The following is a 22,442-nucleotide window of genomic DNA, read 5'->3' on the forward strand; positions in this document are numbered from 1 at the left end:
CTCAGTCGGCCGATCGGGTCCACCCCACCGTCCGCAGGCGCGCCGCGTCCGCCGGGCGCGTCTCGTCGAACAGGACGTTCCCGGCAGCTTCCACCCGCAGTCCGTCGACGTAACAGCCGCGCCCGACGTACAGCCGGTCCGTCGCGTACCGCCAGCGCAGGGTGAGCTCCCGTGCGGCGGGGACGTCCGCGGTGAGCCCGTGCCAGACCCGCCCGGACCAGCCGGTGACCGAGCCCGACGGGTGCTGCTCGGGGGCCTGACCGCGGCGGGACGTCGTGAAGGGCAGCGGCTGCCAGGTCGTGCCGCCGTCGGTCGTCGCCTCCAGGGCCAGGAGGTCGGCCTTGGGCTCGGTGTCCCACCACAGTGCGCAGCGCAGCCGTGCCCGCCCGGCGGACGTGTCGAGCGCGGGGAGCGTGAGGGTCGCCGTCGTGGAGACCGCCATCCCGGAGAACCAGGCCGTGCGTCCCCGCGCCGGCCGGACCGGCACGGCCCGTGCCATGGTGTTGGCCGCGGCGACCCTGGGGGCCGACCCGGAACGCCAGGTCCGCACCGGATGCACCGAGTTGCCGAGGACGACGAGGAAGGAGTCGGTCGTCGGGTCGAGCACCAGTGAGGTGCCCGTGAAGCCGGTGTGCCCGGCACTGCGCGGCGTGGCCATCGCCCCCATGTACCAGTGCTGGTAGAGCTCGAATCCGAGGCCGTGCTCGTCCCCGGGGAAGGCGGTGTTGAAGTCGGTGAACATCAGGTCCACCGACTCCGGTTCCAGGATCCGGGCCCGCCCGTAGACACCGCCGTTGAGCAGCGTACGGCCGAGGACCGCGAGGTCCCACGCGTCGGAGAACACGCCCGCGTGGCCCGCTACGCCGCCCAGGCTGAAGGCGTTCTCGTCGTGCACCTCGCCCCACACCAGGCCACGGTCCAGACCGGACCACGGTGCCCGCGCGTCCTCCGTGGCCGCGATCTTCGGACGCCAGGACGCGGGCGGGTTGTAGCGGGTGCGGCGCAGGCCGAGCGGTGCGGTGATCTCGTCACGGAGCAGGACGTCCAGAGTGCGGCCCGTGATCCGTTCCAGCACGAGCTGGAGCGAGATAAGGTTCAGGTCCGAGTACTGGTATGCCGTGCCGGGCGCGCTGACCGGCGCCTCGTTCCAGATGAGCTGGAGTTTCTCCTCGTGGGTGGGCGCGCTGTACAGCGGGATCCAGGCACGGAACCCCGTGGTGTGGGTGAGGAGCTGACGGATCGTGATGTCCTGCTTGCCCGCGCGCCCGAAGTCCGGCAGGTACGAGGCGACCTTCGACTCCAGCTCCAGCGCGCCCCGCTCCATCTGCTGCACGGCGAGGATCGAGGTGAACAGCTTCGACACCGACGCCAGGTCGAAGACGGTGTCCTCGGCCATCGGGATCTGCTCGCCGGGTGGGAACTCGACACCGGTGTCGGTCTTCTCGTCGTAGGCCCGGTAGCGCACCGCCATGCCGATGGGGCGGTGCAGCGCGACCGTGCCGCCGCGTCCGGCGAGCAGGACGGCGCCCGCGTACCAGGGGTGTGCGGGGGAGGGGCCGAGGAACGCCTCCGCGTCGGTGACGAGTCGGCGCAGGTGGAAGGAGAGCAGCCCGGCGCGTGCGGCGGAGCCGTGCCGCAGGGTGGGGCGGCGGCCGGTCGTCGTCGGGGAGGCCCCGGCGGGGCCGGCGGGCAACGGGGCGAGGGCGAACGCACCGCCCAGGGCCATACCCGCTCTGCCTAATTGACGCCGGGTCAGTTCACCGCTCGCCGGACTGTCGGTCACCGCACACATCCCTTCGTCTCAACCGTCTCGCACGTCCCGTGAAGTATGTCCGCCGTACGTCTCCGCACATAGACCGCACGCATGAACCAACCACGGCCTGAATCTGACGGAGCATCAGAAAACCCCTTCCGTCCTCCGGAGGACTCCGGCATCCTGCGCCCATGCAGACGGAGCTGAGCCAGAAACTGGGAATCGAGCACGCCGTCTTCGGCTTCACGCCGTTCCCCGCCGTCGCCGCGGCCATCAGCCGGGCCGGTGGCTTCGGCGTCCTCGGCGCGGTCCGCTACACCGCCCCCGACGAGCTCAAACGCGACCTGGACTGGATCGAGGCACACGTCGACGGCAGGCCGTACGGGCTGGACGTCGTGATGCCGGCGAAGAAGGTCGAAGGCGTCACCGAGGCGGACGTCGAGGCGATGATCCCCGAAGGGCACCGGCAGTTCGTCCGGGACACCCTGGCCAAGCACGGCGTGCCCGAGCTCGCCGAGGGCGAGGCGTCCGGCTGGCGGATCACCGGCTGGATGGAGCAGGTCGCCCGCAGCCAGCTCGACGTCGCCTTCGACTACCCGATCCGGCTCCTCGCCAACGCCCTCGGCTCCCCACCCGCCGATGTCATCGCCCGTGCCCATGACCAGGACATCCTCGTCGCCGCACTCGCGGGCAGCGCCCGGCACGCCCGCAAGCACCGGGACGCCGGGATCGACATCGTCGTGGCGCAGGGCTACGAGGCGGGCGGGCACACCGGCGACATCGCCTCCATGGTGCTCACCCCCGAGGTCGTCGACGCCGTCGCCCCCCTGCCCGTGCTGGCGGCGGGCGGCATCGGCAGTGGACCGCAGGTGGCTGCCGCGCTCGCGCTCGGCGCTCAAGGGGTGTGGCTGGGCTCCCTGTGGCTGACCACCACAGAAGCGGACCTCCACTCGCCCGCCCTGACCCGCAAGCTCCTCGCGGCCGGCTCCGGCGACACCGTCCGCTCCCGCGCGCTGACCGGCAAGCCGGCACGTCAGTTGCGCACCGAGTGGACCGACGCCTGGGACGACCCGGACGGGCCCGGCACCCTGCCCATGCCGCTGCAGGGGCTGCTGGTCGCCGAGGCCGTCTCACGCATCCAGAAGTACGAGGTCGATCCGCTGCTCGGCACCCCGGTCGGCCAGATCGTCGGCCGGATGAACAGCGAACGCAGCGTCCAGGCCGTCTTCGACGACCTCACCCGCGGCTTCGAACAGGCCGTGGACCGCGTCAACCGCATCGCCGGAAGGAGCGGCCAGTGAACACCAGTGCTCCCGTGGGCTTCTGGGCCCAGGCCACCGCCGATCCCGACCGCGCGGTCCTGGTCGCCCCCGACGGCGAGGAGTGGACCGCCGGACGCCTGCACGCCGCCGCCAACCGGCTCGTGCACGGCCTGCGCGCGGCCGGGCTGGAACGCGGCGACACCTTCGCCGTGGTCCTGCCCAACAGCGTCGAGTTCCTCACCGCGTATCTCGCCGCCAGCCAGGCCGGGTTCTACCTCGTCCCCGTCAACCACCACCTGGTCGGACCGGAGATCGCGTGGATCGTCTCCGACTCCGGCGCCAAGGTGCTGCTCGCCCACGCGCGCTTCGCCGACGCCGCTCGCGACGCCGCCGACGAGGCCGGGCTGCCGGGCAGCCACCGGTACGCCGTGGGCACGGTCGAGGGCTTCCGCCCGTACACCGAACTCCTCGACGGGCAACCCGAGTCGGCGCCCACCGACCGCACCCTCGGCTGGGTCATGAACTACACCTCGGGCACCACCGGCCGTCCCCGCGGCATCCGCCGCCCCCTGCCCGGCAAACCGCCGGAGGAGGCGTACCTCGGCGGCTTCCTCGGCATCTTCGGCATCCGCCCGTTCGACGACAACGTGCACCTGGTCTGCTCACCGCTCTACCACACGGCCGTCCTGCAGTTCGCCGGCGCGTCCCTGCACATCGGCCACCGGCTGGTCCTCATGGACAAGTGGACACCCCAGGAGATGCTCCGCCTCATCGACGCCCACGGCTGCACCCACACCCACATGGTCCCCACCCAGTTCCACCGGCTGCTGGCCCTGCCCGGCGAGGTGAAGGAGCGCTACGACGTCTCCTCCATGCGGCACGCCATCCACGGCGCCGCGCCCTGCCCCGACCATGTGAAGCGGGCCATGCTCGACTGGTGGGGCCCCTGTGTGGAGGAGTACTACGCGGCCAGCGAGGGCGGCGGCGCCTTCGCCACCGCCGAGGACTGGCTGAAGAAGCCCGGCACCGTCGGCAAGGCCTGGCCCATCAGCGAGCTCGCGATCTTCGACGACGACGGCAACCGGCTGCCGCCCGGGGAACTCGGCACCGTCTACATGAAGATGAACACCGGCGGCTTCTCGTACCACAAGGACGAGGCCAAGACCCGCAAGAACCGCATCGGCGACTTCTTCACCGTCGGCGACCTCGGCCACCTCGACGAGGACGGGTACCTCTTCCTGCGCGACCGCAAGATCGACCTGATCATCTCCGGCGGGGTCAACATCTACCCGGCCGAGATCGAGTCGGCCCTGCTCGCCCACCCGGCCGTCGCGGACGCCGCCGTCTTCGGCATCCCGCACGACGACTGGGGCGAGGAGGTCAAGGCCGTCGTGGAACCGGCCCCCGGACACCGTCCCGGACCCGCCCTCGCCGCCGACCTCCTCGACCACTGCACTCACCGGCTCGCCGGCTACAAGCGGCCCCGGAGCGTCGACTTCATCACCGAGATGCCCCGCGACCCCAACGGCAAGCTGTACAAGCGGCGGCTGCGGGAACCGTACTGGGAGGGCCGGACGCGCCCGGTCTGAGAGCGCCCGGCCCCCGCGCCCCGGTCAGCGGCGCTCGTGCACCCGCACGACCTTCAGCTTCGGCGAGGACAGGATGTCCTTCTCGCAGAAGCGCGACGTCACCCACTTCTCACCGGAGAACAGCCGGGTCTGATCGGCGAAGTGCGGCGACTTCGGGTTCGACGACTGGGAGTACGTCAGCAGCGTGCGCGCCACCGGGCAGCGACTGCCGTCCCAGCCGACCGCCTGGAGGTGGCTGCTCCCGAACGGCACCTCCGTATAGCCGCCACCGGCCGCGTCCCACGTCGGCTCGATCACGTTCCACACCCCGAGCCGTCCCGCGCCGCCCGGCACGGGCAGGCGCTTGCCGTCGCGCACGACGAACTGGTGCGCGCCCAGCGGCGCGTCCAGCGCGATGCCCGCGGCCCGCAGCTCGGCCACCGCGTCGGCGAGAGCGGTGGGGAAGCCGGGAGCGTCCGTGTTCAGGGTGTTCGGGGTACGGACCGGGTCCGCCGCCGAGAACGGCACCTTCCACAACCGGTCGCCCGGCACCGCCTGTTCGAGCCTGCGCCAGAACCGGTCGAAGAGCAGTGCTCCCCGGCTCCCGGTGTCCATGGTGCGGTCCCACGCCTTCAGCACGCCGCAGGCCCCCGACACGTCGACCGCTGTGCCGTCGCTGCCCGTCGCCGTACCGCCGGGCAGCGCGGCGCACGCCCGTGCCACGTCTCCGGCGGCGAGGTCACCCGCGGGAACCCGGTTGGCGAACTGCTGCCGTTGCAGGTCGCGTACGGTCAGGCCGCCGCGGTCCGCCATCGCGTCCACGTCCTCGATCGCGCCACGGGTGCGCAGGCCGAGCTGAGTGCCCACCGTGCCGAAAATCCGCTCGTAGCCGGTGAGCGGCCGGTCGGCGTTGGTCATCCACGCGGTCCCGTTGGAGTTCTCCGCGTACGGGGCGTCCTTCAGCGTCGGCATCCTCGCCGGACCGAAGATCCCCGGCGCGACGGCGCCGGGGTCGCGGCCGAGAGCGCAGTCGCCGCGCGAGCCGTCGAGGATCGCGATCCCGGACGCCGGGTACGTGGTCCTGCCGAGTTCCGTCGAGCAGCTTTGGGCCAACTCGTCGGTGATGCGCGGCAGTACCTGGGACTGGGTGTAGAGGGAGTGCCCCGCCCGGTCGGCGGCGATCGTGTTCACCCAGGGGATGCCCTGGTGCCGATCGAGGGAGGCGAGGACGTCGGCCGTGCTCCGCGCCTTGCCGAAGCCCAGCGAGGTGTCGGCGAAGCGGAGGTTCGCGGCGTTGGGGTCGTTGAGGACGTACGCCGCCTTTCCGGTCCACGGCAGCGGGACCTGGGGGCTGAGGGAGGTGACGACGGGGCCGTAGCGGGTCCACCACTGGGTGCGGGTCACCGGCGTGCCGTCCTTCACCGCGACCGTCACGGTCCGCTTCTTCATGCGCTCCGGCCTGCCGTCCACGAGGTAGGTCGTGGGATCGGCCGGATCGAGCGTCAGCTGGTGGAAGTTGGCCGGAATGCCGGTGGAGACGGTGTGGCTCCACGCCACATGCGCGTTGAACCCGATGGAGATCGCCGGGGTGCCGAGCAGGGACCCGCCGGACACGTCGAGCTCGCCCGGGATCGTCTGCTGCGACTGCCAGAACCGGCGTCCGCCGTCCCACGGGTAGTGCGGGTTGCCCAGCAGCAGGCCGCGGCCGTTCGCCGTCGTGTCCCCGCGGAAGGCGACCGCGTTGGAGCCCATGCCGGGATCGCCCCACAGCTCGTCCGCTGCCTTCGCCACGGTCTTCGCGCCCGGCGTGCGGACGGACGGAGTGCCGGAGGCGGCGCCGGCTCCGGTCGGCGGCTGCGCGGCCGTGATCGTGTCCACGAACCGCCCCTCGCCGGATATCGACGCGATGGCGAGACCACGGGCCGCCACGTCCAGCTCGGTGACCGGCCGGACCCAGGAGACGCCCGCACAGGCCGGATCCGTGATCTTCTGCTGCTTCAGCCAGGCGTTGTAACCGGCAGCCCAGCCCCGCATCATGTCCCGGACCTCACGGCTCGGCCCCACGGGCGCCCGCTCGGCGAGCAGCTTCTCCACGGTGCGGCTCTCGCGGACCCCGCGGAAGTACAGGTCGCTGGCGAGGTTCGTCCTGGCCGCCGAGAGATCGCCGCCGGCCCGCGCGTCGGCGCCGAAGTACCGGGACCGCTCGCCCCGCAGCGTCACGAACCCGTCGGCGAGCGTGCACACCTCGTCGGCGGCCTGCGCCCAGCCCGTACCGAAGCCCAGGTTCGCGTAGTCCTTCGCGAGGATGTGCGGAATGCCGTACTCGGTGTAGCGGACGACGGCGGACAGGCCGTCGCGGGAAGGGTGTTGCTCTGCTCGCTGCTGGGTCGTGGCGGCGGCCGCGGGTAACGCGGACGCGGCGGTGAACAAGGCCGTGGCCCCAAGTACGAGGCGTCTCAGACGGCTGCGCATCGTGCCCTCCAACATCGTCGAGGGAAAGGAGTGACGAGTGTACGAACCTGATTCGAACGTCCGTCGGTTTCATGACACCGGACGCCGTCGAAGGCGGCAGGGTTGCTCGCCCGTGGCCGGTCACCGCCCCGGCTCGTCCGGTCCGGGGTCCTTGACCTCCCCGGGCGGTGAACCGAGGATCATGTGTCATGACGACGCCCGGACACGGCAGCACGGTCGACGGAGTCCTGCGGCGCAGCGCCCGGCGCACACCGGCGCGCGTCGCGGTGGAGTACGCCGAACGCACCTGGACGTACGACGAACTCGACACCGCCGTCTCCCGCGCGGCGAGCGTCCTCCTCGGCCAGGGGCTGTCCCCCGGGGACCGGGTCGGCGCCTACGGCCACAACTCCGACGCCTATCTGATCGCCTTCCTGGCCTGCGCCCGCGCGGGCCTGGTGCACGTACCCGTCAACCAGAACCTGACCGGTGACGACCTCGCCTACATCGTCGGCCAGTCCGGCAGCGCCCTGGTCCTCGCCGACCCGGACCTCGCAGGCCAACTGCCGAGCGGCGTACGGACGTTGCCCCTGCGTGACGCCGACGACTCGCTGCTCGCACGGCTGCCCGAGGCGCCCGCGTACGACGGCCCCGAGCCGCGCGCCGAGGACCTCGTGCAACTGCTGTACACATCCGGGACGACCGCCCTGCCCAAGGGCGCGATGATGACGCACCGGGCGCTGGTGCACGAGTACCTGAGCGCGATCACCGCGCTCGACCTCAGCGCGGGCGACCGCCCCGCGCACTCCCTGCCGCTGTACCACTCGGCGCAGATGCACGTCTTCCTGCTGCCCTACCTCGCCGTCGGCGCGACGAACATCATCCTCGACGCACCCGACGGCGACCGGCTCTTCGACCTGATCGAAGCGGGCCGCGCGGACAGCCTGTTCGCGCCGCCCACGGTATGGATCGCCCTGTCCCACCGCCCCGACTTCGCCACCCGCGACCTGAGCGGTCTGCGCAAGGCCTACTACGGCGCGTCGATCATGCCCGTCCCGGTACTCGAACGGCTGCGGGAGCGCCTGCCGGACCTGGCCTTCTACAACTGCTTCGGCCAGAGCGAGATCGGCCCCCTGGCCACGGTTCTCGCGCCCGACGAACACAAGGGCCGCATGGATTCCTGCGGCCGGCCCGTCCTGTTCGTCGACGCCCGCGTGGTCGACGAGGACGGCAAGGACGTACCCGACGGAACCCCGGGCGAGATCGTCTACCGCTCCCCGCAACTGTGCGAGGGCTACTGGGACAAGCCCGAGGAGACCGCAGCGGCCCTCCGCGACGGCTGGTTCCGCTCCGGCGACCTCGCGGTACGCGACGCGCACGGCTACTACACGATCGTCGACCGGGTGAAGGACGTCATCAACTCCGGTGGCGTCGTCATCGCCTCACGCCAGGTCGAGGACGCGCTGTACACCCATCCCAACGTCGCCGAGGCCGCGGTCGTGGGCCTTCCGGACGAGCGCTGGATCGAGGCGGTCACGGCCGTGGTCGTCCCGCGCGGCGAAGTCTCGGAGGCCGAGCTGATCGACCACGTCCGTGAGCAGCTCACCCCCTTCAAGGCGCCGAAGCGGGTGGTGTTCGTGGAGAGCCTTCCGCGCAACGCCAGCGGGAAGATCCTCAAGCGGGAGCTGCGGAACGACCTAGGGAACGGGTAGCGCGCACGGGCCAGGAGAACCCGGTTGTGCCGGAGCGGCCCGGGCCGCAGGATCGAGGGCATGCCGATCTTCAGTGCCCCGGACGGGACCCGACTCGCCTGTCACCTGCGCGGCGAGGGTAAGCCGCTCGTCGTGCTGCCCGGTGGGCCCATGCGGGCATCCGCCTACCTGGGGAACCTGGGAGGACTGGACGCCCATCGGCAGTTGGTGCTCCTCGACCTGCGCGGCACGGGGGAGTCCGAGGTGCCGGCGGATCCGGGGACGTACCGATGTGACCGGCTCGTGGACGACGTCGAGGCGTTGCGGCTCCATCTGGGGCTGGAGCGGATGGATGTGCTCGCGCATTCGGCGGGCGGCAGTCTCGCCATGCTCTACGCGGCCCGGTATCCGGAGCGGGTGGGACGGCTGGCGCTGGTCACCGCCATTCCATGGGCCCTCGGCATGCCGGCGACCGCGCAGGACCGGCTGGCCGCGGCCCGGCAGCGTCAGGACGAGCCGTGGTTCCCCAAGGCCTTCCCGGTGTTCGAGGCCTGGCTCGCGAACCCCGCCGACTTCGACCCCATCAACTGGGCTTTCTGGTACGGGCGTTGGGACACTGCCGCACAGGCGCACGCCGAGCGGGACGAGGCCGAGACCAACGACGAGGCCGCCGACCGCTACGGCGCGGACGGTGCCTATGACCCGGCCGCGACACGGGCGGCGCTCGCCCGGGTCACGGCCCCGGTGCTGGTCCTGGCCGGGGGAGTCGACGGCGGCCCGAGCCCGGCCCTCGCCCGCCGCACCGCCGACGCCTTCCCGAAGGCCGAGTGCGTGGTGCAGCCGGGCGCCGGGCACTACCCCTGGCTCGACGACCCGGAATGGTTCACGCGCCGCGTGACGGCCTTCCTCTCCTGACCGGAGCGGGGCACGCAGGCCCCTCTGCCGTCGGCAGAGCGGCCCCGCATCCGCAGCACCCTCGCCTACCGTGCCCTGCATGGACACACCACCGCGCACCGTGCAGGCGAACGGCATCTCGCTGGCCTACCGCGTCTGGGGACCGCAGGACGCGGAGCCCCTCGTGCTGCTGCACGCCCGCGGGGCCGACGGCGCGGACTGGGCGGACATCGCCCCCGCACTGGCCGCGGGACCCCGCCGGGTCTACGTCCCCGACCTGCGCGGCCACGGCCGCAGCGACTGGCCCGGCGGATACGCGTACGAGACCATGCGCGACGACATCCACGCCTTCCTGGCGGCGCTCGGCATCCACCGCGCCGACGTCGTGGGCCACTCGCTCGGCGGCGCCGTCGCCTACCTGCTCGCCCAGCACAGCCCGGGGCTCGTGCGGCGGCTCGTCCTGGAGGACGTGCCCGCGCCGTTCCCGCTGGACCCGCCGCGCCCGGCCGCCGAACGGCCCGACGGGGACCTGCCGTACGACTGGGCGATGATCCTCGCCACCGACGAACAGCGCAACGCTCCGAACCCCATGTGGTGGGACCACATGGGGCGGATCACCATGCCCACGCTGCTGATCGGTGGCGGGCCGGCCAGCCCGATCCCGCAGGAGCAGATCGCCGCGCTCGCCGAACTGCTTCCCGACGCCCGGCACATCACCGTCGACGCCGGGCATCTCGTGCACGAGGCCCGCCCGGAGGAGTTCCTCGCGGCCGTGACGGAGTTCCTCAGCCCTGCGGGCCGTACGCCGTCATGAAGCGGTCGCGGAACTTGTCCATGCCCCACCGGGGCGCGTTGTCCGCCGGCTTGAGACCGTCCGTCCAGCCCCAGTCGGCGACCCGGTCCAGGACCTTCTTGTCGTGGGCGACGATCGTCACCGGCACGTCCTTGCCGGTGTCCCCGGCGGTGACGGTCGGCACCGGCTGGTGGTCGCCGAGGAAGACCAGCACCGTGTCGTCGTCGCCGTAGCGCTCGACCCACTCGGTCAGGCTCCGGATCGAGTACTCGATGGCGCGCCGGTACTCCGTGCGCACCTTCTCCGGGTCCTTCCAGACCTCCGTGGGGTTGGTGCCCTCCTTCTTGATCCGGTGGAACACCGAGCCGTCGCCCAGGTCGTTCCAGTCGATCATCCGCGCGATGGGGGACCAGGGGTTGTGACTGGAGGCCAGGATGATCTCCGCCATGATCGGCTCGCGGTCCTTCTTGCCGTGCTCCAGGCGCTGGAAGGCCTCCATGCTGAACTGGTCGGGCACGGGCGTCCAGCTGAAGTACGGGCCGTGGTAGCCGAGGTGCTCGGAGTCGTAGATGTGGTCCAGCCCGAAGAACTTGCCCTCCGGCCAGGCCCGCCGCACCCCGGGCACGACGCCGACGGTCCGCCAGGCACCCGTCTTGCCGAAGTACTTCGTCAGCGTCATGCGATCGCTCGTGGTCAGACTGCGGTACCGCTGCTGGTTCTTGATCCACAGGCCGGACAGGAAGGTCGAGTGGGCGAGCCAGCTGCCCGCGCCCGTCACCGGCGACTGCAGCCAGCCGCTGCGCGACTCGAAACCGGCCGCCTTCAGCCTGCCGGTGCCCTCCTTGAGCACGGCGTCCGTCTGCTTCGCCATCGCCGGGTCGTCGATCGCGACCCGGCCGTAGCTCTCGATGAACGTGAACAGGACGTCCTTGCCGCGCAGCCCCGTGAGCAACTGGTCGGGCGGCGTCTTCGCGAAGGCGTCCACCGAGGCCTGCTTCTCGAAGACCCGGGCGTCCTGCAGTCCCGCACGCACCGCGTCGACGCGGTTGCCGATGAACTCGGCATTGCCCTTGGTGGCGACCGGCACGGTGCCGATCTGCACGCCCAGGGTCATGCAGGTGATCCACGCCGTGCCGAGGGTCAGGACCGTGCGCCCGGCGGCGGGCCGGTGCCGGACCATCAGGTTCGTCAGCCGCACCACCGCGAGCGTGGTGAGGACGAGCAGCGCGACGAACAGGACGAGCACCCCGGCCACGGCCAGCACCTGGCCGGTGCGGCCGAACGACTCGCGCAGGAAGTCCGTCGCGTCATCGAGCAGGATCCAGTCCAGGACCAGGTCGAAGGGCCGGGCCAGGATCTGGTAGAAGCCCATGTCGACGAACTTCAGGACCGTGATCAGGCCCAGGAACACTCCCGTGACGACCGCCATGATGCGCCGGGCCTTCGACGGCAGCGCGAGAAGCAGCCCGGCGAGCAGGACGCCCTCGGCGGGGATGCGGAGGAACGATGCGAACTCGATGCGCTCGATCCGGTTCGGCACGAGCAGCGCGAACAGCACGAGGGCGCCGGCCAGCACGGTGGTACCGATGGAGATGCCCTGTGCCGTACGGGGGTAGCGGCGCCGCCAGCCGAACCAGCCGGGCTTCGTGGCACCGGGCGCCGGCGGCTGCTCGGGCAGGGCCTCCTGTGCCGGGGTGGCGGTGGCGCTCTCGGGGGCGTCCTTGCCGGTGCCGCCCTCCGGATCCGCGGGAGGGGTGCCGTCTTGCGGGTCCGCTGTTCCGGTGCCGCCCTCCGGATCCGCGGCAGGGGTGCCGCCCTCCGGATCCGCCGTACCGGTGTCGTCATCCGGTTCCGCCCTGCCCTCGGTCGTGTCCGAGAGCTGACGGGAGCGAGTGAAGAGCGACACCCGGTGGTCCTTCCGTGCGGTCTTGCTGGCATGACGAACAGGGCCCGGAGACCGAGCCTGCCACCACCAGTACGTCCGCACGTCACCTTAGGTTCAATGTTCCGGCCGGAGAATCACCCGTCCGCCGTCACCGCCACCTCCCGCGCCCACCGGTAGTCCGCCTTGCCGCTCGGCGACCGCTGGATCGACTCGGTGATCACCAGCTGGCGCGGGATCTTGTAGCCGGCGAGCCGGTCACGGCAATGGGTCTGTATGTCCTCCAGCGACGGCCGCACCGCGCCCGTGCGCAGTTGCACCACCGCCGCCACATGGTGGCCCCACTGGGGATCCGGCACCCCGGCCACCAGCGCGTCGTAGACGTCCGGGTGGGACTTGAGGGCCTGCTCGACCTCCTCCGGGTACACCTTCTCGCCGCCGGTGTTGATGCACTGCGAGCCCCGGCCCAGGACGGTGACCACGCCCTCCTCGTCGACGGTGGCCATGTCGCCGAGCAGCACCCACCGCTCGCCGTCCCTCTCGAAGAAGGTCCCTGCGGTCTTGGCCGGGTCGTTGTAGTAGCCGAGCGGCACATGTCCGCACTGCGCGATCCGGCCCACCTCACCGGCCGGCACCGGTTCGTACGTGCCCGGGTCCACCACCTGGGTACGGGCGTTGACCCGCACCCGGAAGCCCCGCTCGGGGCCGGAGTCCTCGGTCGCCGTCCCGTTGAAGCCCGACTCCGACGAGCCGAAGTTGTTCAGCAGCATGGCGTTCGGCACCAGCTCCTGGAACTGCCGGCGCACCGTGTCCGACAGGATCGCGCCGGACGACGACACGCTGAACAGCGACGAGCGGTCGATGTGCCGCAGCGGACCGCTCAGCGCGTCGATCAGCGGCCGCAGCATCGCGTCCCCCACCAGCGAGATGCTGCTGACCCTCTCCTTCTCCACGGTCCGCAGCACCTCCTCGGGCACGAACTTGCGGTGGATCACGACCCGCTGCCCGAAGTTGAAGCCGATGAACGCCGTGAGGGTGGAGGTGCCGTGCATCAGCGGAGCCGTCGGGAAGAACGTGATCCCCGCACCGCCGCCCGCGACCCGCTCGGCGAGTTCCTCCGGCTTCTTCACCGGCTCACCGGTCGGGGCGCCGCCGCCGAGGCCCGCGAAGAACAGGTCCTCCTGCCGCCACATCACACCCTTGGGCATCCCGGTCGTGCCACCGGTGTAGATGATGAACTGGTCATCACCCGAGCGGGCCGGGAAGCCGCGCGCGGGTGATCCCGCGGACTCCGCCTGGGCGAACTCCACACAGGGCAGCCCCGCGGCTCCCGGCGCCGGAGCGCCCACCCGGATCAGGTGCCGCAGCATCTCCGCCCGGGGACGCGCCGCCGCCACCCGGTCGGTGAACTCGGCGTCGAAGACCAGCGCCGCCAGGTCCGCGTCCCGGTAGAGGTACACCAACTCCTCTTCGACATAGCGGTAGTTGACGTTGACCGGGACGATCCGCGCCTTGAGGCAGCCCAGCACCGTCTGCAGGTACTCCACCCCGTTGTAGAGGTGCAGCCCGAGGTGCTCACCCGGGCGGATCCCGCTGTCGAGCAGATGGTGGCCGACGCGGTCGGCCGCCGCGTCAAGCTCCGCGTACGTCAGGCGGCGCTCCGCGCCCGTGCCGGGATGGTCGGCGTACACCAGCGCCTCTCGGCCGGGGACGACGTCGACGACCGACTCGAACAGGTCGGCAAGGTTGTACTCCACCGCTCCTCCTGACCCCGGGCGTGCCTGGCATCGGACGGTTCGCCGGTCATCAGAGCAAAGGGCGGTCCAACTGTGAAGGGCCCGCGCGAAAGAATCTGACTGTCTGTCAGAAAACCCTTGAAGTGCTTCTCGCCCTACTGCAACCTGTTCTCGTTCCACGAGAGGGGAGTTCGCCATGGGTGGGACGGAACACCTCACCGTGCAGCGCGAAGGCGCCACACTGGTGCTCACGCTCAACAGGCCGGAGGCCAGGAACGCGCTCTCACTGCCGATGCTCGTCGGCCTCCACGACGGGTGGCTGGAGGCCGACGCGGACGACTCGGTCCGCTCGATCGTCTTCACCGGCGCGGGCGGCTCGTTCTGCTCCGGCATGGACCTCAAGGCCCTCGCCGGGGACGGCATGGCCGGAGAGGAGTACCGCGACCGGCTCAAGGCCGACCCCGACCTGCACTGGAAGGCGATGCTGCGCCATCACCGCCCGCGCAAACCGGTGATCGCCGCCGTCGAGGGCTACTGCGTCGCGGGCGGCACCGAGATGCTCCAGGGCACCGACATCCGCGTCGCCGCCGAGTCCGCGACCTTCGGCCTGTTCGAGGTGAAGCGCGGCCTGTTCCCCATCGGCGGCTCCACCGTCCGCCTGCAACGCCAGATCCCGCGCACCCACGCCCTGGAGATGCTGCTGACCGGCCGCCCCTACAGCGCCCGCGAGGCCGCCGCCATCGGCCTGGTCGGCCATGTCGTCCCCGACGGCACCGCACTCGACAAGGCCCTGGAGATCGCCGAACAGATCAACTCCTGCGGCCCGCTGGCCGTCGAGGCCGTCAAGGCGTCCGTCTACGAGACCGCCGAGATGACCGAGTCCGACGGCCTCGCCGCCGAACTCACCCGCGGCTGGCCGGTCTTCGGCACCGCCGACGCCAAGGAGGGCGCCCGCGCCTTCGCGGAGAAGCGGCCGCCCGTCTACAAGCGCGCCTGACCGAAGGAGCCCTGCGGCATGCCCGAAGTCCTCAAAGCCCCCCTCGTCGTCGAGTTCCCCTTCACCCGTTCCCTCGGCCCCGTCCAGAGCGCGTTCCTGACCGGCCTGCGCGAACGCGTCGTCCTCGGCGTCCGCACCGGCGACGGCCGCGTCCTCGTCCCGCCCGTCGAGTACGACCCCGTCACCGCCGAGGAACTCAGCGACCTGGTCGAGGTCGCCCCCACCGGCACGGTCACCACCTGGGCCTGGAACCCCGCCCCGCGCCGAGGCCAGCCCCTCACCACGCCCTTCGCCTGGGTCCTGGTCCGCCTAGACGGCGCCGACACCGCCCTCCTGCACGCCCTCGACGCCCCCGGCCCCGCCGCCGTGCACACCGGCATGCCCGTCCGCATCCGCTGGGCCGGGGAACGCACCGGCGCCATCACGGACGTCGCCTGCTTCGAGCCCTACGACGGCCGCCGAGCCGAGCCGACGGGCCACACCGGCGAGTTCGAGGACCCCGTCACCGGCATCGTCGCCGCCGCCCGCCTCGACTACACCTACTCACCCGGCCGCGCCCAGACCGCCTACATCAACGCCCTCTCCGGCCGGCGTACCGTCGGCGAGCGCTGCCCGTCCTGCCGGAAGGTGTACGTCCCCCCGAGGGGAGCGTGCCCCACCTGTGGGGTGGCCACGTCCGAGCAGGTCGAGGTCGGCCCGCGCGGCACGGTGACCACGTTCTGCATCGTCAACATCAAAGCGAAGAACCTCGACATCGAGGTGCCGTACGTCTACGCCCACATCGCCCTCGACGGCGCCGGCCTGGCCCTGCACGGCCGGATCGGAGGCATCCCCTACGACGAGGTCCGCATGGGCCTGCGGGTCGAACCCGTCTGGACCGACGACGCCCGCTACCCAGACCACTACCGGCCCACGGGCGAACCCGACGCGGACTACGACACCTACAAGGAGCTGCTGTGACGAGCGCACCGCGGGACCGCGAGATCGCCGTCGTCGCCTTCGCCCAGACCGACCACCGGCGCACCAGCGAGGAGCTCTCCGAGGTGGAGATGCTGATGCCGGTGCTGCACGAGGTCCTCGACCGGACCGGCCTGAAGACCGCCGACATCGACTTCACCTGCTCCGGCTCCAGCGACTACCTCGCCGGTCGCGCCTTCTCCTTCACCCTCGCCCTCGACGGCGTCGGCGCCTGGCCCCCGATCTCCGAGTCGCACGTCGAGATGGACGGCGCCTGGGCCCTGTACGAGGCCTGGACGAAACTCCTCACCGGCGAGGCCGACACCGCCCTGGTCTACTCGTACGGCAAGTCCTCACCCGGCTCGGTCCGCGACGTCCTGACCCGCCAGCTCGACCCGTACTACGTGGCACCCCTGTGGCCCGACTCCGTGGCACTGGCCGCCCTCCAGGCGCAGGCGCTCATCGACGCCGGCGACACCGACGAGCCCGCACTCGCCGCCGTCGCCTCCCGCAACCGTGAGGCCGCCACCGCCAACCCGCACGCACAGCTGCGAGGATCCGTGCCGCAGGGCGACTACCTCGTACAGCCCCTGCGCACCGGCGACTGCCCGCCCATCGGCGACGGGGCCGCCGCCGTGATCCTCGCGGCGGGGGACCGGGCCCGTGAACTGTGCGCCCGCCCCGCCTGGATCCGCGGCATCGACCACCGCATCGAGGCCCATGGCCTCGGCGTGCGCGACCTGACCGACTCGCCGTCCACCCGCCTGGCCGCCGAGCGGGCCGGAGCCTTCGAGCGGCCCGTCGACACCGCCGAGCTGCACGCGCCCTTCTCCGCGCAGGAGATCGTCCTGCGCAAGGTGCTCCGGCTGGGCGACGACGTGCACGTGAACCCCTCCGGCGGAGCCCTCGCCGCCAACCCGATCATGGCCGCCGGGCTCATCCGCATCGGCGAGGCCGCCGCCCGCATCCAGCGCGGCGAGTCCGACCGCGCCCTCGCCCACGCCACGTCCGGCCCCTGCCTCCAGCAGAACCTGGTCGCCGTCCTCGAAGGGGAACCCCGATGAGCAAGGAGCCCGTGGCCGTCGTCGGCATCGGCCAGACCAGGCACGTCGCGGCACGCCGGGACGTGTCCCTCGCGGGACTGGTCCGGGAAGCAGCCCAACGCGCCCTCCGGGACGCCGACTTGTCGTGGACCGACATCGACGCCGTCGTGATCGGCAAGGCGCCGGACTTCTTCGAGGGCGTCATGATGCCGGAGCTCTACCTCGCCGACGCCCTCGGCGCCGTCGGCAAACCCATGCTGCGCGTGCACACCGCCGGCTCCGTCGGCGGCTCCACCGCGCTCGTCGCGGCGAACCTCGTCGCGGCCCGCGTCCACGGCACGGTCCTCACCCTCGCCTTCGAAAAGCAGTCCGAGTCGAACGCCATGTGGGGCCTGTCCCTGCCGATCCCCTTCCAGCAGCCTCTGCTCGCCGGGGCCGGCGGGTTCTTCGCCCCGCACATCCGCGCCTACATGCGCCGCAGCGGCGCGCCCGAGACGATCGGCGCCCTCGTCGCCTACAAGGACCGCCGCAACGCGCTCAAGAACCCCTACGCCCACCTGCACGAACACGACATCACCCTGGACAAGGTCATGGCCTCGCCCATGCTGTGGGACCCGATCCGCTACTCGGAGACCTGCCCCTCCTCCGACGGAGCCTGCGCGATGATCCTCACCGATCGCGCCGGAGCGGCCCGGGCACCGCGACCGCCCGCCTGGATGCTCGGCGGCGCGATGCGCAGCGAACCGACCCTCTTCGCCGGCAAGGACTTCGTCTCCCCGCAGGCCGGGCAGGACTGCGCCGCCGACGTCTACCGGCAGGCCGGGATCACCGACCCCCGCCGCGAGATCGACGGCGCCGAGATCTACGTGCCGTTCTCCTGGTACGAGCCCATGTGGCTGGAGAACCTCGGCTTCGCCGGCGAGGGCGAGGGCTGGAAGCTCACCGAGGCGGGCGTGACCGAACTGGACGGCGACCTGCCCGTCAACATGTCGGGCGGCGTGCTGTCCGCCAACCCCATCGGCGCCTCCGGCATGATCCGCTTCGCGGAAGCGGCACTCCAGGTGCGCGGACAGGCCGGAGAACACCAGGTGGACGGGGCTCGCAGGGTCCTCGGACACGCCTACGGCGGCGGATCGCAGTTCTTCTCCATGTGGCTCGTGGGCGACCGGCCGCCGGACTCCTGAAAGGTCCCCCTCACGTGCCCTGTTGGCCATGGGACACGATCGCTAGGCTGGCCGCGGACGACGAACCGGGAGGAGCACGGACGTGGCCGAGACCACCACCCAGCAGCGCCCGCTCACGGGCTGGGACAAGCCGGAGCTGGACCTCACCAACGCACAGTGGCAGTCCAGCAGCCGGGGGCGGGGGGATGTCCAGATCGCCTTCGTGGAGGGCTTCATCGCCATGCGCAACAGTGGCCGCCCGGAGAGCCCTTCGCTGATCTTCACGCCCGCCGAGTGGGGCGCGTTCGTGTCGGGAGCGCGGGAGGGAGAGTTCGACCTCACCTGAGGTCGGGGCCAACCGTTCCGGACGGCCGGGATCCGAGGGCCGATCCGGGGGTGTTCCGCCCGCATTTCCGGACACGCGACCGGAGGCATCTTTCCCGAGCCACCGCCTGAGTCAGGCTGGCCCCCGGGAGGGGACGGTCGGATCCCGGAGGTGAGGAACCCATGAGCACCCTGCCTGTCGTCGCGGCGGTCGACGGTTCGGACGACAGCCTGCGCGCCCTGGAGTGGGCTGTCGACGCCGCTCACCGGCGCGCGGCACCCCTGCGTGTGGCGCACGTACGCCAGTACGCCCACTGGGCACAGCCCGAGGTCCTCGCCGCCGGGCCCGCGGGCCCGCAGGACGACCCCGTCCTCGACCGGGTCCGCGCCCATCTGGAGGGCCGCGCGGACCAGCCGGACACGGAGTACGTCGGCCTGGAGGGCGCGGCCGGCGCGGTCCTGCCCGAACTGGGTGCCACCGCCCAGCTGCTGGTGCTCGGCTCCCGGGGCCGTGGCGGCTTCGCCAGTCTGCTGCTCGGCTCGAACAGCATGGCCGCCGCCCGTGACGCCGAGTGCCCCGTCGTCGTGGTGCCCCGGCCCGGACGCGAGGTCCCCGACGGGGCGCCGGCCGGTCCCGGCTCACGGGTGGTCGTCGGCCTGAAGGTGGACGGCCCCGACGAGGCCACACTCGAGTTCGCCTTCGCCGAGGCCGCCCGGCGCGGTGTCCGGCTCCAGGCGGTCGCCGCCTACCCGTGGCCCGCGCAGCCCTGGATGATGCCCGGGGAGATGCCCCCGCCGGTCGTCGACCAGGACGTCATCGAGGACGAGACCCGGGTCCTCGCCGACGGCTTCCTCGCCCCGCACCGCGAACGGCACCCGGACGTCCCGGTCGAGCTGGTCCCGGCTGCGGGTGACGCGGCGGGCCACCTCGTCGCGGCCTCCCTGGACGCCGACCTCGTCGTCGTGGGCCGCCATCGGCGGCGTCTGCTCTCACCCGTCCGCATGATGGGCTCGGTCACCCAGGCCGTACTGCTGCACGCCGCGAGCCCCGTCGCCGTGGTGCCGCCGTCGCTCACGCAGGACTGACCTCGCCGTAATGGATACGGCCGGGCCTATCATTAGCCGCATGCGGGAACCGATCAACAGGCACGCCCGGCTCGCCTTGGACCTTGCCCTCACCGTCCGCCACGACGGCAACGGCGGCATCACCGACGACCTGACCGACCCGGCAGGCCTGACCGCATGGGTCCGGGCACACCCCGAGATCCTGCAGCCCGCCGACGCCGATGGCGGCAGTGGCGGCGGTACCGGGTCCGACGCCGACGCCGCGCAGCCGGCCCGCCGAGGGCATGCTGCCGATCCCGCGCGGCGTGCCGGCCGAGACGGTGTTGCCGTCGATCCCGCGGGGGGTGCCGGTTCAGGTGCCACCCTCGCCGAGGCTGCGCTGCGTGCTGATCGAGGGGCCGCTGCCGCCGATTCCATGCGGCGTGCCGACCGAGACGGCTTCGCCGACGATTCCGCCGGGGGGCGCAACCGCGAGGGCTTCGCCGACGACCCCGGCCAGCGAAGCGACCCCGACCGCTTCCCCGTCGGCACGGCATCGCAGCCCGCCGACGCCGATGGCGGCAATGGCGACTGTGCCGGCTTCGCAGCCGACGCCGCGCAGCTCGTCGCCGTCCGTGAGCTGCGGGCCGCCGTCCGTGCGCTCTTCGCCCGGGCCGTGCGCCCCGGCCGGCCGAGCCCCGCGGACGCGGCCCGCCTCATGCCTCTGCCGGAAGCGGTGCGGCATCTGAACGAGGCGGCTGCCCGCACTCCCACCGTGCCGGTCCTGGACTGGCCCGAAGAAGCCGCCCCGGCCGTCCACCAGAGGCCTGTAAGCCCCGGTGGCGACCTGACAGCGGCCCTCGCACACGCCGTGATCGCCTTCCTCGCGAGCCCCGACCGCGACCGGCTGCGGGCCTGCCACGCGCCGCGCTGCGTGCGGTACTTCCTCAAGGAGCACCCACGCCAGGAGTGGTGCAAGCCCTCCTGCGGCAACCGCGCACGGGTGGCCCGCCACCACCAGCGGCACAAGGCCACGGCCTAGGCCGACCGGTACCGCCTGAGCGACCTGCCGCCACTCCCGGCACAGGGCCGCAACCCGGCCCATCCGGTCCGCCGCCCGCCCCGCACTTCGCAGGCCGGGGCACGTACCATTGGCGACATGTCGTTCCTCCGCCGCCGCAGCGCCACGCCCGCCGGGCCAGACTTCGACGTACTGGCCATGGACCCGGGCGACTGGCCCGGCAACCTCGGTGCGGGACTCCTGCCCGCCCCCGACGGCACCTGCCAGGGCGTCTTCCTGCGCTACGACCTGTTCGGCGGCCGCGGCCCCGCGATGATCATCGGCAATCTGCCGGAGGGCTCCCCGGCCCGCGAGGTCCCCGAGGGCCAGGTCCCCTTCGAGGTGGCCCAGCTGCTGCTGGCGCTGGAGAACGACGAGGAGGTCACCGTCGTCAGCACCGAGGACGTACCGGTGATGCAGGGCGACAACCTTCTGATCGTGCGGCGCGTCAAGCTCTCCGAGAGCCGGATCTCCTGCGTGCAGTTCGACCGCAGCGACAACGTCCTCGTGACCATCGCCGCCTGGGACCGCCCGATCACGGACGACCTCTACGCCCTCCTCAAACCGCTGCCCGCGGAACTCTTCCAGCAGGGCTGAGCCGAACCGACCGCACACGAAGGGGCCGCTGTACGCCTGGCCAGGCGTACAGCGGCCCCTTCGTCCCCGTCAGCGAGTGCCGACCGCCGCGCGCACGGCGCGCCGGGCCAACTGGCAGTCGTCGTGCAGCCGCCGCAGCAGCAGCCTCTGCTCCTCGCCGGTCGGCGCAGCGCCCGGGTGGGCCGTGCCCGGTGCCGCCGGGGTCGCGTCGTGCATCGAACGCTGCACGGCCGTCTCGTAGGTGCGGATCTCGCGGGTCAGCACCAGCATCAGGTTCACCAGGAAGGCATCCCTGGACGCCGGCCCCGCCGACTGCGCGATCTGGCTGATCTGACGACGGGCGACCGGTGCGTCCCCGAGCACCGACCACAGGGTCGCCAGGTCGTAGCCCGGCAGGTACCAGCCCGCGTGCTCCCAATCCACCAGCACTGGACCGGCCGGTGACAGGAGAATGTTGGACAGCAGTGCGTCGCCGTGGCAGAACTGGCCCATGCCCTGCCGGCCGGACGCCTTTGCGATGCCGTGCAGCAGCTTCTGCAGGTCGCCCAGGTCCCGGTCGGTGAGGAGGCCCAGCTCGTGGTACCGGGAGATCCGGGCCGCGTAGTCGAGCGGGGCGTCGAACGTGCCCGCCGGCGGCCGCCAGGCGTTCAGCCGGCAGATCGCGCCGAGTGCCGCTCTGATGTCCGCTCGGGGCGGCGCCTCCGCCGGGTGCCGCTGGAGCGCCGCCACCCGGCCCGGCATCCGCTCGATCACCAGGGTGCAGTTGTCCGGGTCCGCCGCGATCAGTCTCGGCGCCCGCACGGGTGGGCGGTGCCGGACGAACGAGCGGTATGCCGCTATCTCGTGGCGGATCCGCTCCGACCAGGCGGGGGAGTGGTCCAGTAAACACTTGGCGACAGCCGTGCTGCGACCGGTCGTACCGACCAGGAGCACGGACCGTCCGTTGCGGCGCAGGACCTGCACCGGGGCGAACTCCGGGCAGATGCGGTGCACGGACGCGATCGCCGTGCGCAGCTGCGCGCCCTGGGGGCCGGACAAGTCGAGTCTCCCGCTGAGCGGTTGGGTACCGAGGACCGCGCCGCGCCGAGCCCTGCCCGCACCGAGCACGGGGGCCGCCGGCCGCGCGGGGGCGAGGTAGGGGCCGCTGTCCGTGGGACGCGGGTGCAGCGACCGGGGCGGTGCGGACACGGAGGACGATGCTGTGTACATGGGCGAAACAGATCCCTT

The 22,442-nt window shown here is 72.0% G+C and carries 18 protein-coding genes and 1 pseudogene; 14 read left to right on the plus strand and 5 right to left on the minus strand.

Annotated elements, in window-relative coordinates; all coding sequences use genetic code 11:
* Position 1: 1 nt before the first annotated feature.
* Positions 2-1,792 (minus strand): serine hydrolase, encoded by a 1,791-nt coding sequence (locus AB0G20_RS10660; protein WP_361298975.1) that lies wholly within the window; start codon positions 1,790-1,792, stop codon positions 2-4.
* Positions 1,793-1,944: 152 nt separating this feature from the next.
* On the opposite strand from AB0G20_RS10660, the gene AB0G20_RS10665 reads away from it, so the two are divergent.
* Positions 1,945-3,054, plus strand: a complete 1,110-nt coding sequence (locus AB0G20_RS10665) for a nitronate monooxygenase family protein (RefSeq protein WP_361298978.1) — start codon at positions 1,945-1,947, stop codon at positions 3,052-3,054.
* Positions 3,051-4,604, plus strand: coding sequence for an acyl-CoA synthetase (locus tag AB0G20_RS10670; RefSeq protein WP_361298981.1), 1,554 nt, complete (start codon positions 3,051-3,053; stop codon positions 4,602-4,604). Before AB0G20_RS10665 ends, AB0G20_RS10670 begins: the two co-directional genes overlap by 4 nt.
* A gap of 24 nt (positions 4,605-4,628) precedes the next feature.
* Here AB0G20_RS10670 and AB0G20_RS10675 read toward each other — a convergent pair whose 3' ends face one another.
* A complete protein-coding gene (locus tag AB0G20_RS10675; protein ID WP_361298984.1) occupies positions 4,629-7,055 on the minus strand; it encodes a penicillin acylase family protein in 2,427 nt (808 codons plus the stop codon).
* Between the two features lie 188 nt (positions 7,056-7,243).
* Between AB0G20_RS10675 and AB0G20_RS10680 the strand changes: the two genes are divergently transcribed.
* From AB0G20_RS10680 to AB0G20_RS10690, 3 genes are all read left to right on the plus strand, one after another.
* Positions 7,244-8,746, plus strand: coding sequence for an acyl-CoA synthetase (locus tag AB0G20_RS10680; RefSeq protein ID WP_361298987.1), 1,503 nt, complete (start codon positions 7,244-7,246; stop codon positions 8,744-8,746).
* A 60-nt stretch (positions 8,747-8,806) separates the two neighbouring features.
* Complete coding sequence (locus AB0G20_RS10685) at positions 8,807-9,640, plus strand: alpha/beta hydrolase (RefSeq protein ID WP_361298990.1); 834 nt, start codon at positions 8,807-8,809, stop codon at positions 9,638-9,640.
* 79 nt (positions 9,641-9,719) lie between these two features.
* Positions 9,720-10,433: an alpha/beta hydrolase gene (locus tag AB0G20_RS10690; RefSeq protein WP_361298993.1), complete on the plus strand. Its 714-nt coding sequence runs from the start codon at positions 9,720-9,722 to the stop codon at positions 10,431-10,433.
* Here AB0G20_RS10690 and AB0G20_RS10695 read toward each other — a convergent pair.
* Together AB0G20_RS10695 and AB0G20_RS10700 are read right to left on the minus strand one after the other, a co-directional pair.
* Positions 10,405-12,318, minus strand: coding sequence for a sulfatase (locus tag AB0G20_RS10695; protein ID WP_361298996.1), 1,914 nt, complete (start codon positions 12,316-12,318; stop codon positions 10,405-10,407). The two genes, AB0G20_RS10690 and AB0G20_RS10695, sit on opposite strands and share 29 nt — an antisense overlap.
* A 113-nt stretch (positions 12,319-12,431) precedes the next feature.
* A complete protein-coding gene (locus AB0G20_RS10700; RefSeq protein WP_361298999.1) occupies positions 12,432-14,051 on the minus strand; it encodes an acyl-CoA synthetase in 1,620 nt (539 codons plus the stop codon).
* A gap of 175 nt (positions 14,052-14,226) precedes the next feature.
* Here AB0G20_RS10700 and AB0G20_RS10705 point away from each other — a divergent pair, with 175 nt between their 5' ends.
* From AB0G20_RS10705 to AB0G20_RS10745, 9 genes and pseudogenes are all read left to right on the plus strand, one after another.
* Positions 14,227-15,027: a crotonase/enoyl-CoA hydratase family protein gene (locus AB0G20_RS10705; protein WP_361299002.1), complete on the plus strand. Its 801-nt coding sequence runs from the start codon at positions 14,227-14,229 to the stop codon at positions 15,025-15,027.
* A gap of 18 nt (positions 15,028-15,045) precedes the next feature.
* A complete protein-coding gene (locus AB0G20_RS10710) occupies positions 15,046-15,987 on the plus strand; it encodes an OB-fold domain-containing protein (protein WP_361299005.1) in 942 nt (313 codons plus the stop codon).
* Positions 15,984-17,048, plus strand: coding sequence for a thiolase domain-containing protein (locus tag AB0G20_RS10715; RefSeq protein WP_361299008.1), 1,065 nt, complete (start codon positions 15,984-15,986; stop codon positions 17,046-17,048). The genes AB0G20_RS10710 and AB0G20_RS10715 overlap by 4 nt, the downstream gene beginning before the upstream one ends.
* Entirely contained in the window at positions 17,045-18,211 is a 1,167-nt protein-coding gene (locus AB0G20_RS10720; protein ID WP_361299011.1) for a thiolase domain-containing protein, read from the plus strand. Before AB0G20_RS10715 ends, AB0G20_RS10720 begins: the two co-directional genes overlap by 4 nt.
* 82 nt (positions 18,212-18,293) lie before the next feature.
* Positions 18,294-18,536, plus strand: coding sequence for a DUF397 domain-containing protein (locus tag AB0G20_RS10725; RefSeq protein WP_097214820.1), 243 nt, complete (start codon positions 18,294-18,296; stop codon positions 18,534-18,536).
* A 161-nt stretch (positions 18,537-18,697) separates the two neighbouring features.
* On the plus strand, positions 18,698-19,600 hold the full coding sequence (locus tag AB0G20_RS10730; RefSeq protein WP_361299015.1) for a universal stress protein: 903 nt from the start codon (positions 18,698-18,700) through the stop codon (positions 19,598-19,600).
* A 40-nt stretch (positions 19,601-19,640) separates the two neighbouring features.
* Positions 19,641-19,784 (plus strand): annotated as a pseudogene (locus AB0G20_RS10735) (ABATE domain-containing protein); the annotation flags it as partial.
* Positions 19,785-19,994: 210 nt separating this feature from the next.
* On the plus strand, positions 19,995-20,600 hold the full coding sequence (locus AB0G20_RS10740) for a CGNR zinc finger domain-containing protein (RefSeq protein ID WP_361299392.1): 606 nt from the start codon (positions 19,995-19,997) through the stop codon (positions 20,598-20,600).
* A 117-nt stretch (positions 20,601-20,717) separates the two neighbouring features.
* Positions 20,718-21,215 carry a hypothetical protein gene (locus AB0G20_RS10745; RefSeq protein WP_031141380.1) on the plus strand — a complete coding sequence of 166 codons (498 nt, stop codon included), beginning with the start codon at positions 20,718-20,720 and terminating at the stop codon, positions 21,213-21,215.
* A gap of 69 nt (positions 21,216-21,284) precedes the next feature.
* Here AB0G20_RS10745 and AB0G20_RS10750 read toward each other — a convergent pair whose 3' ends face one another.
* Positions 21,285-22,424, minus strand: a complete 1,140-nt coding sequence (locus AB0G20_RS10750) for an aminoglycoside phosphotransferase family protein (protein ID WP_361299019.1) — start codon at positions 22,422-22,424, stop codon at positions 21,285-21,287.
* Between the last annotated feature and the right edge of the window lie 18 nt (positions 22,425-22,442).

It is taken from the genome of Streptomyces sp. NPDC024017 (genome assembly GCF_040638895.1).
Taxonomy (GTDB): Bacteria; Actinomycetota; Actinomycetes; order Streptomycetales; family Streptomycetaceae; genus Streptomyces.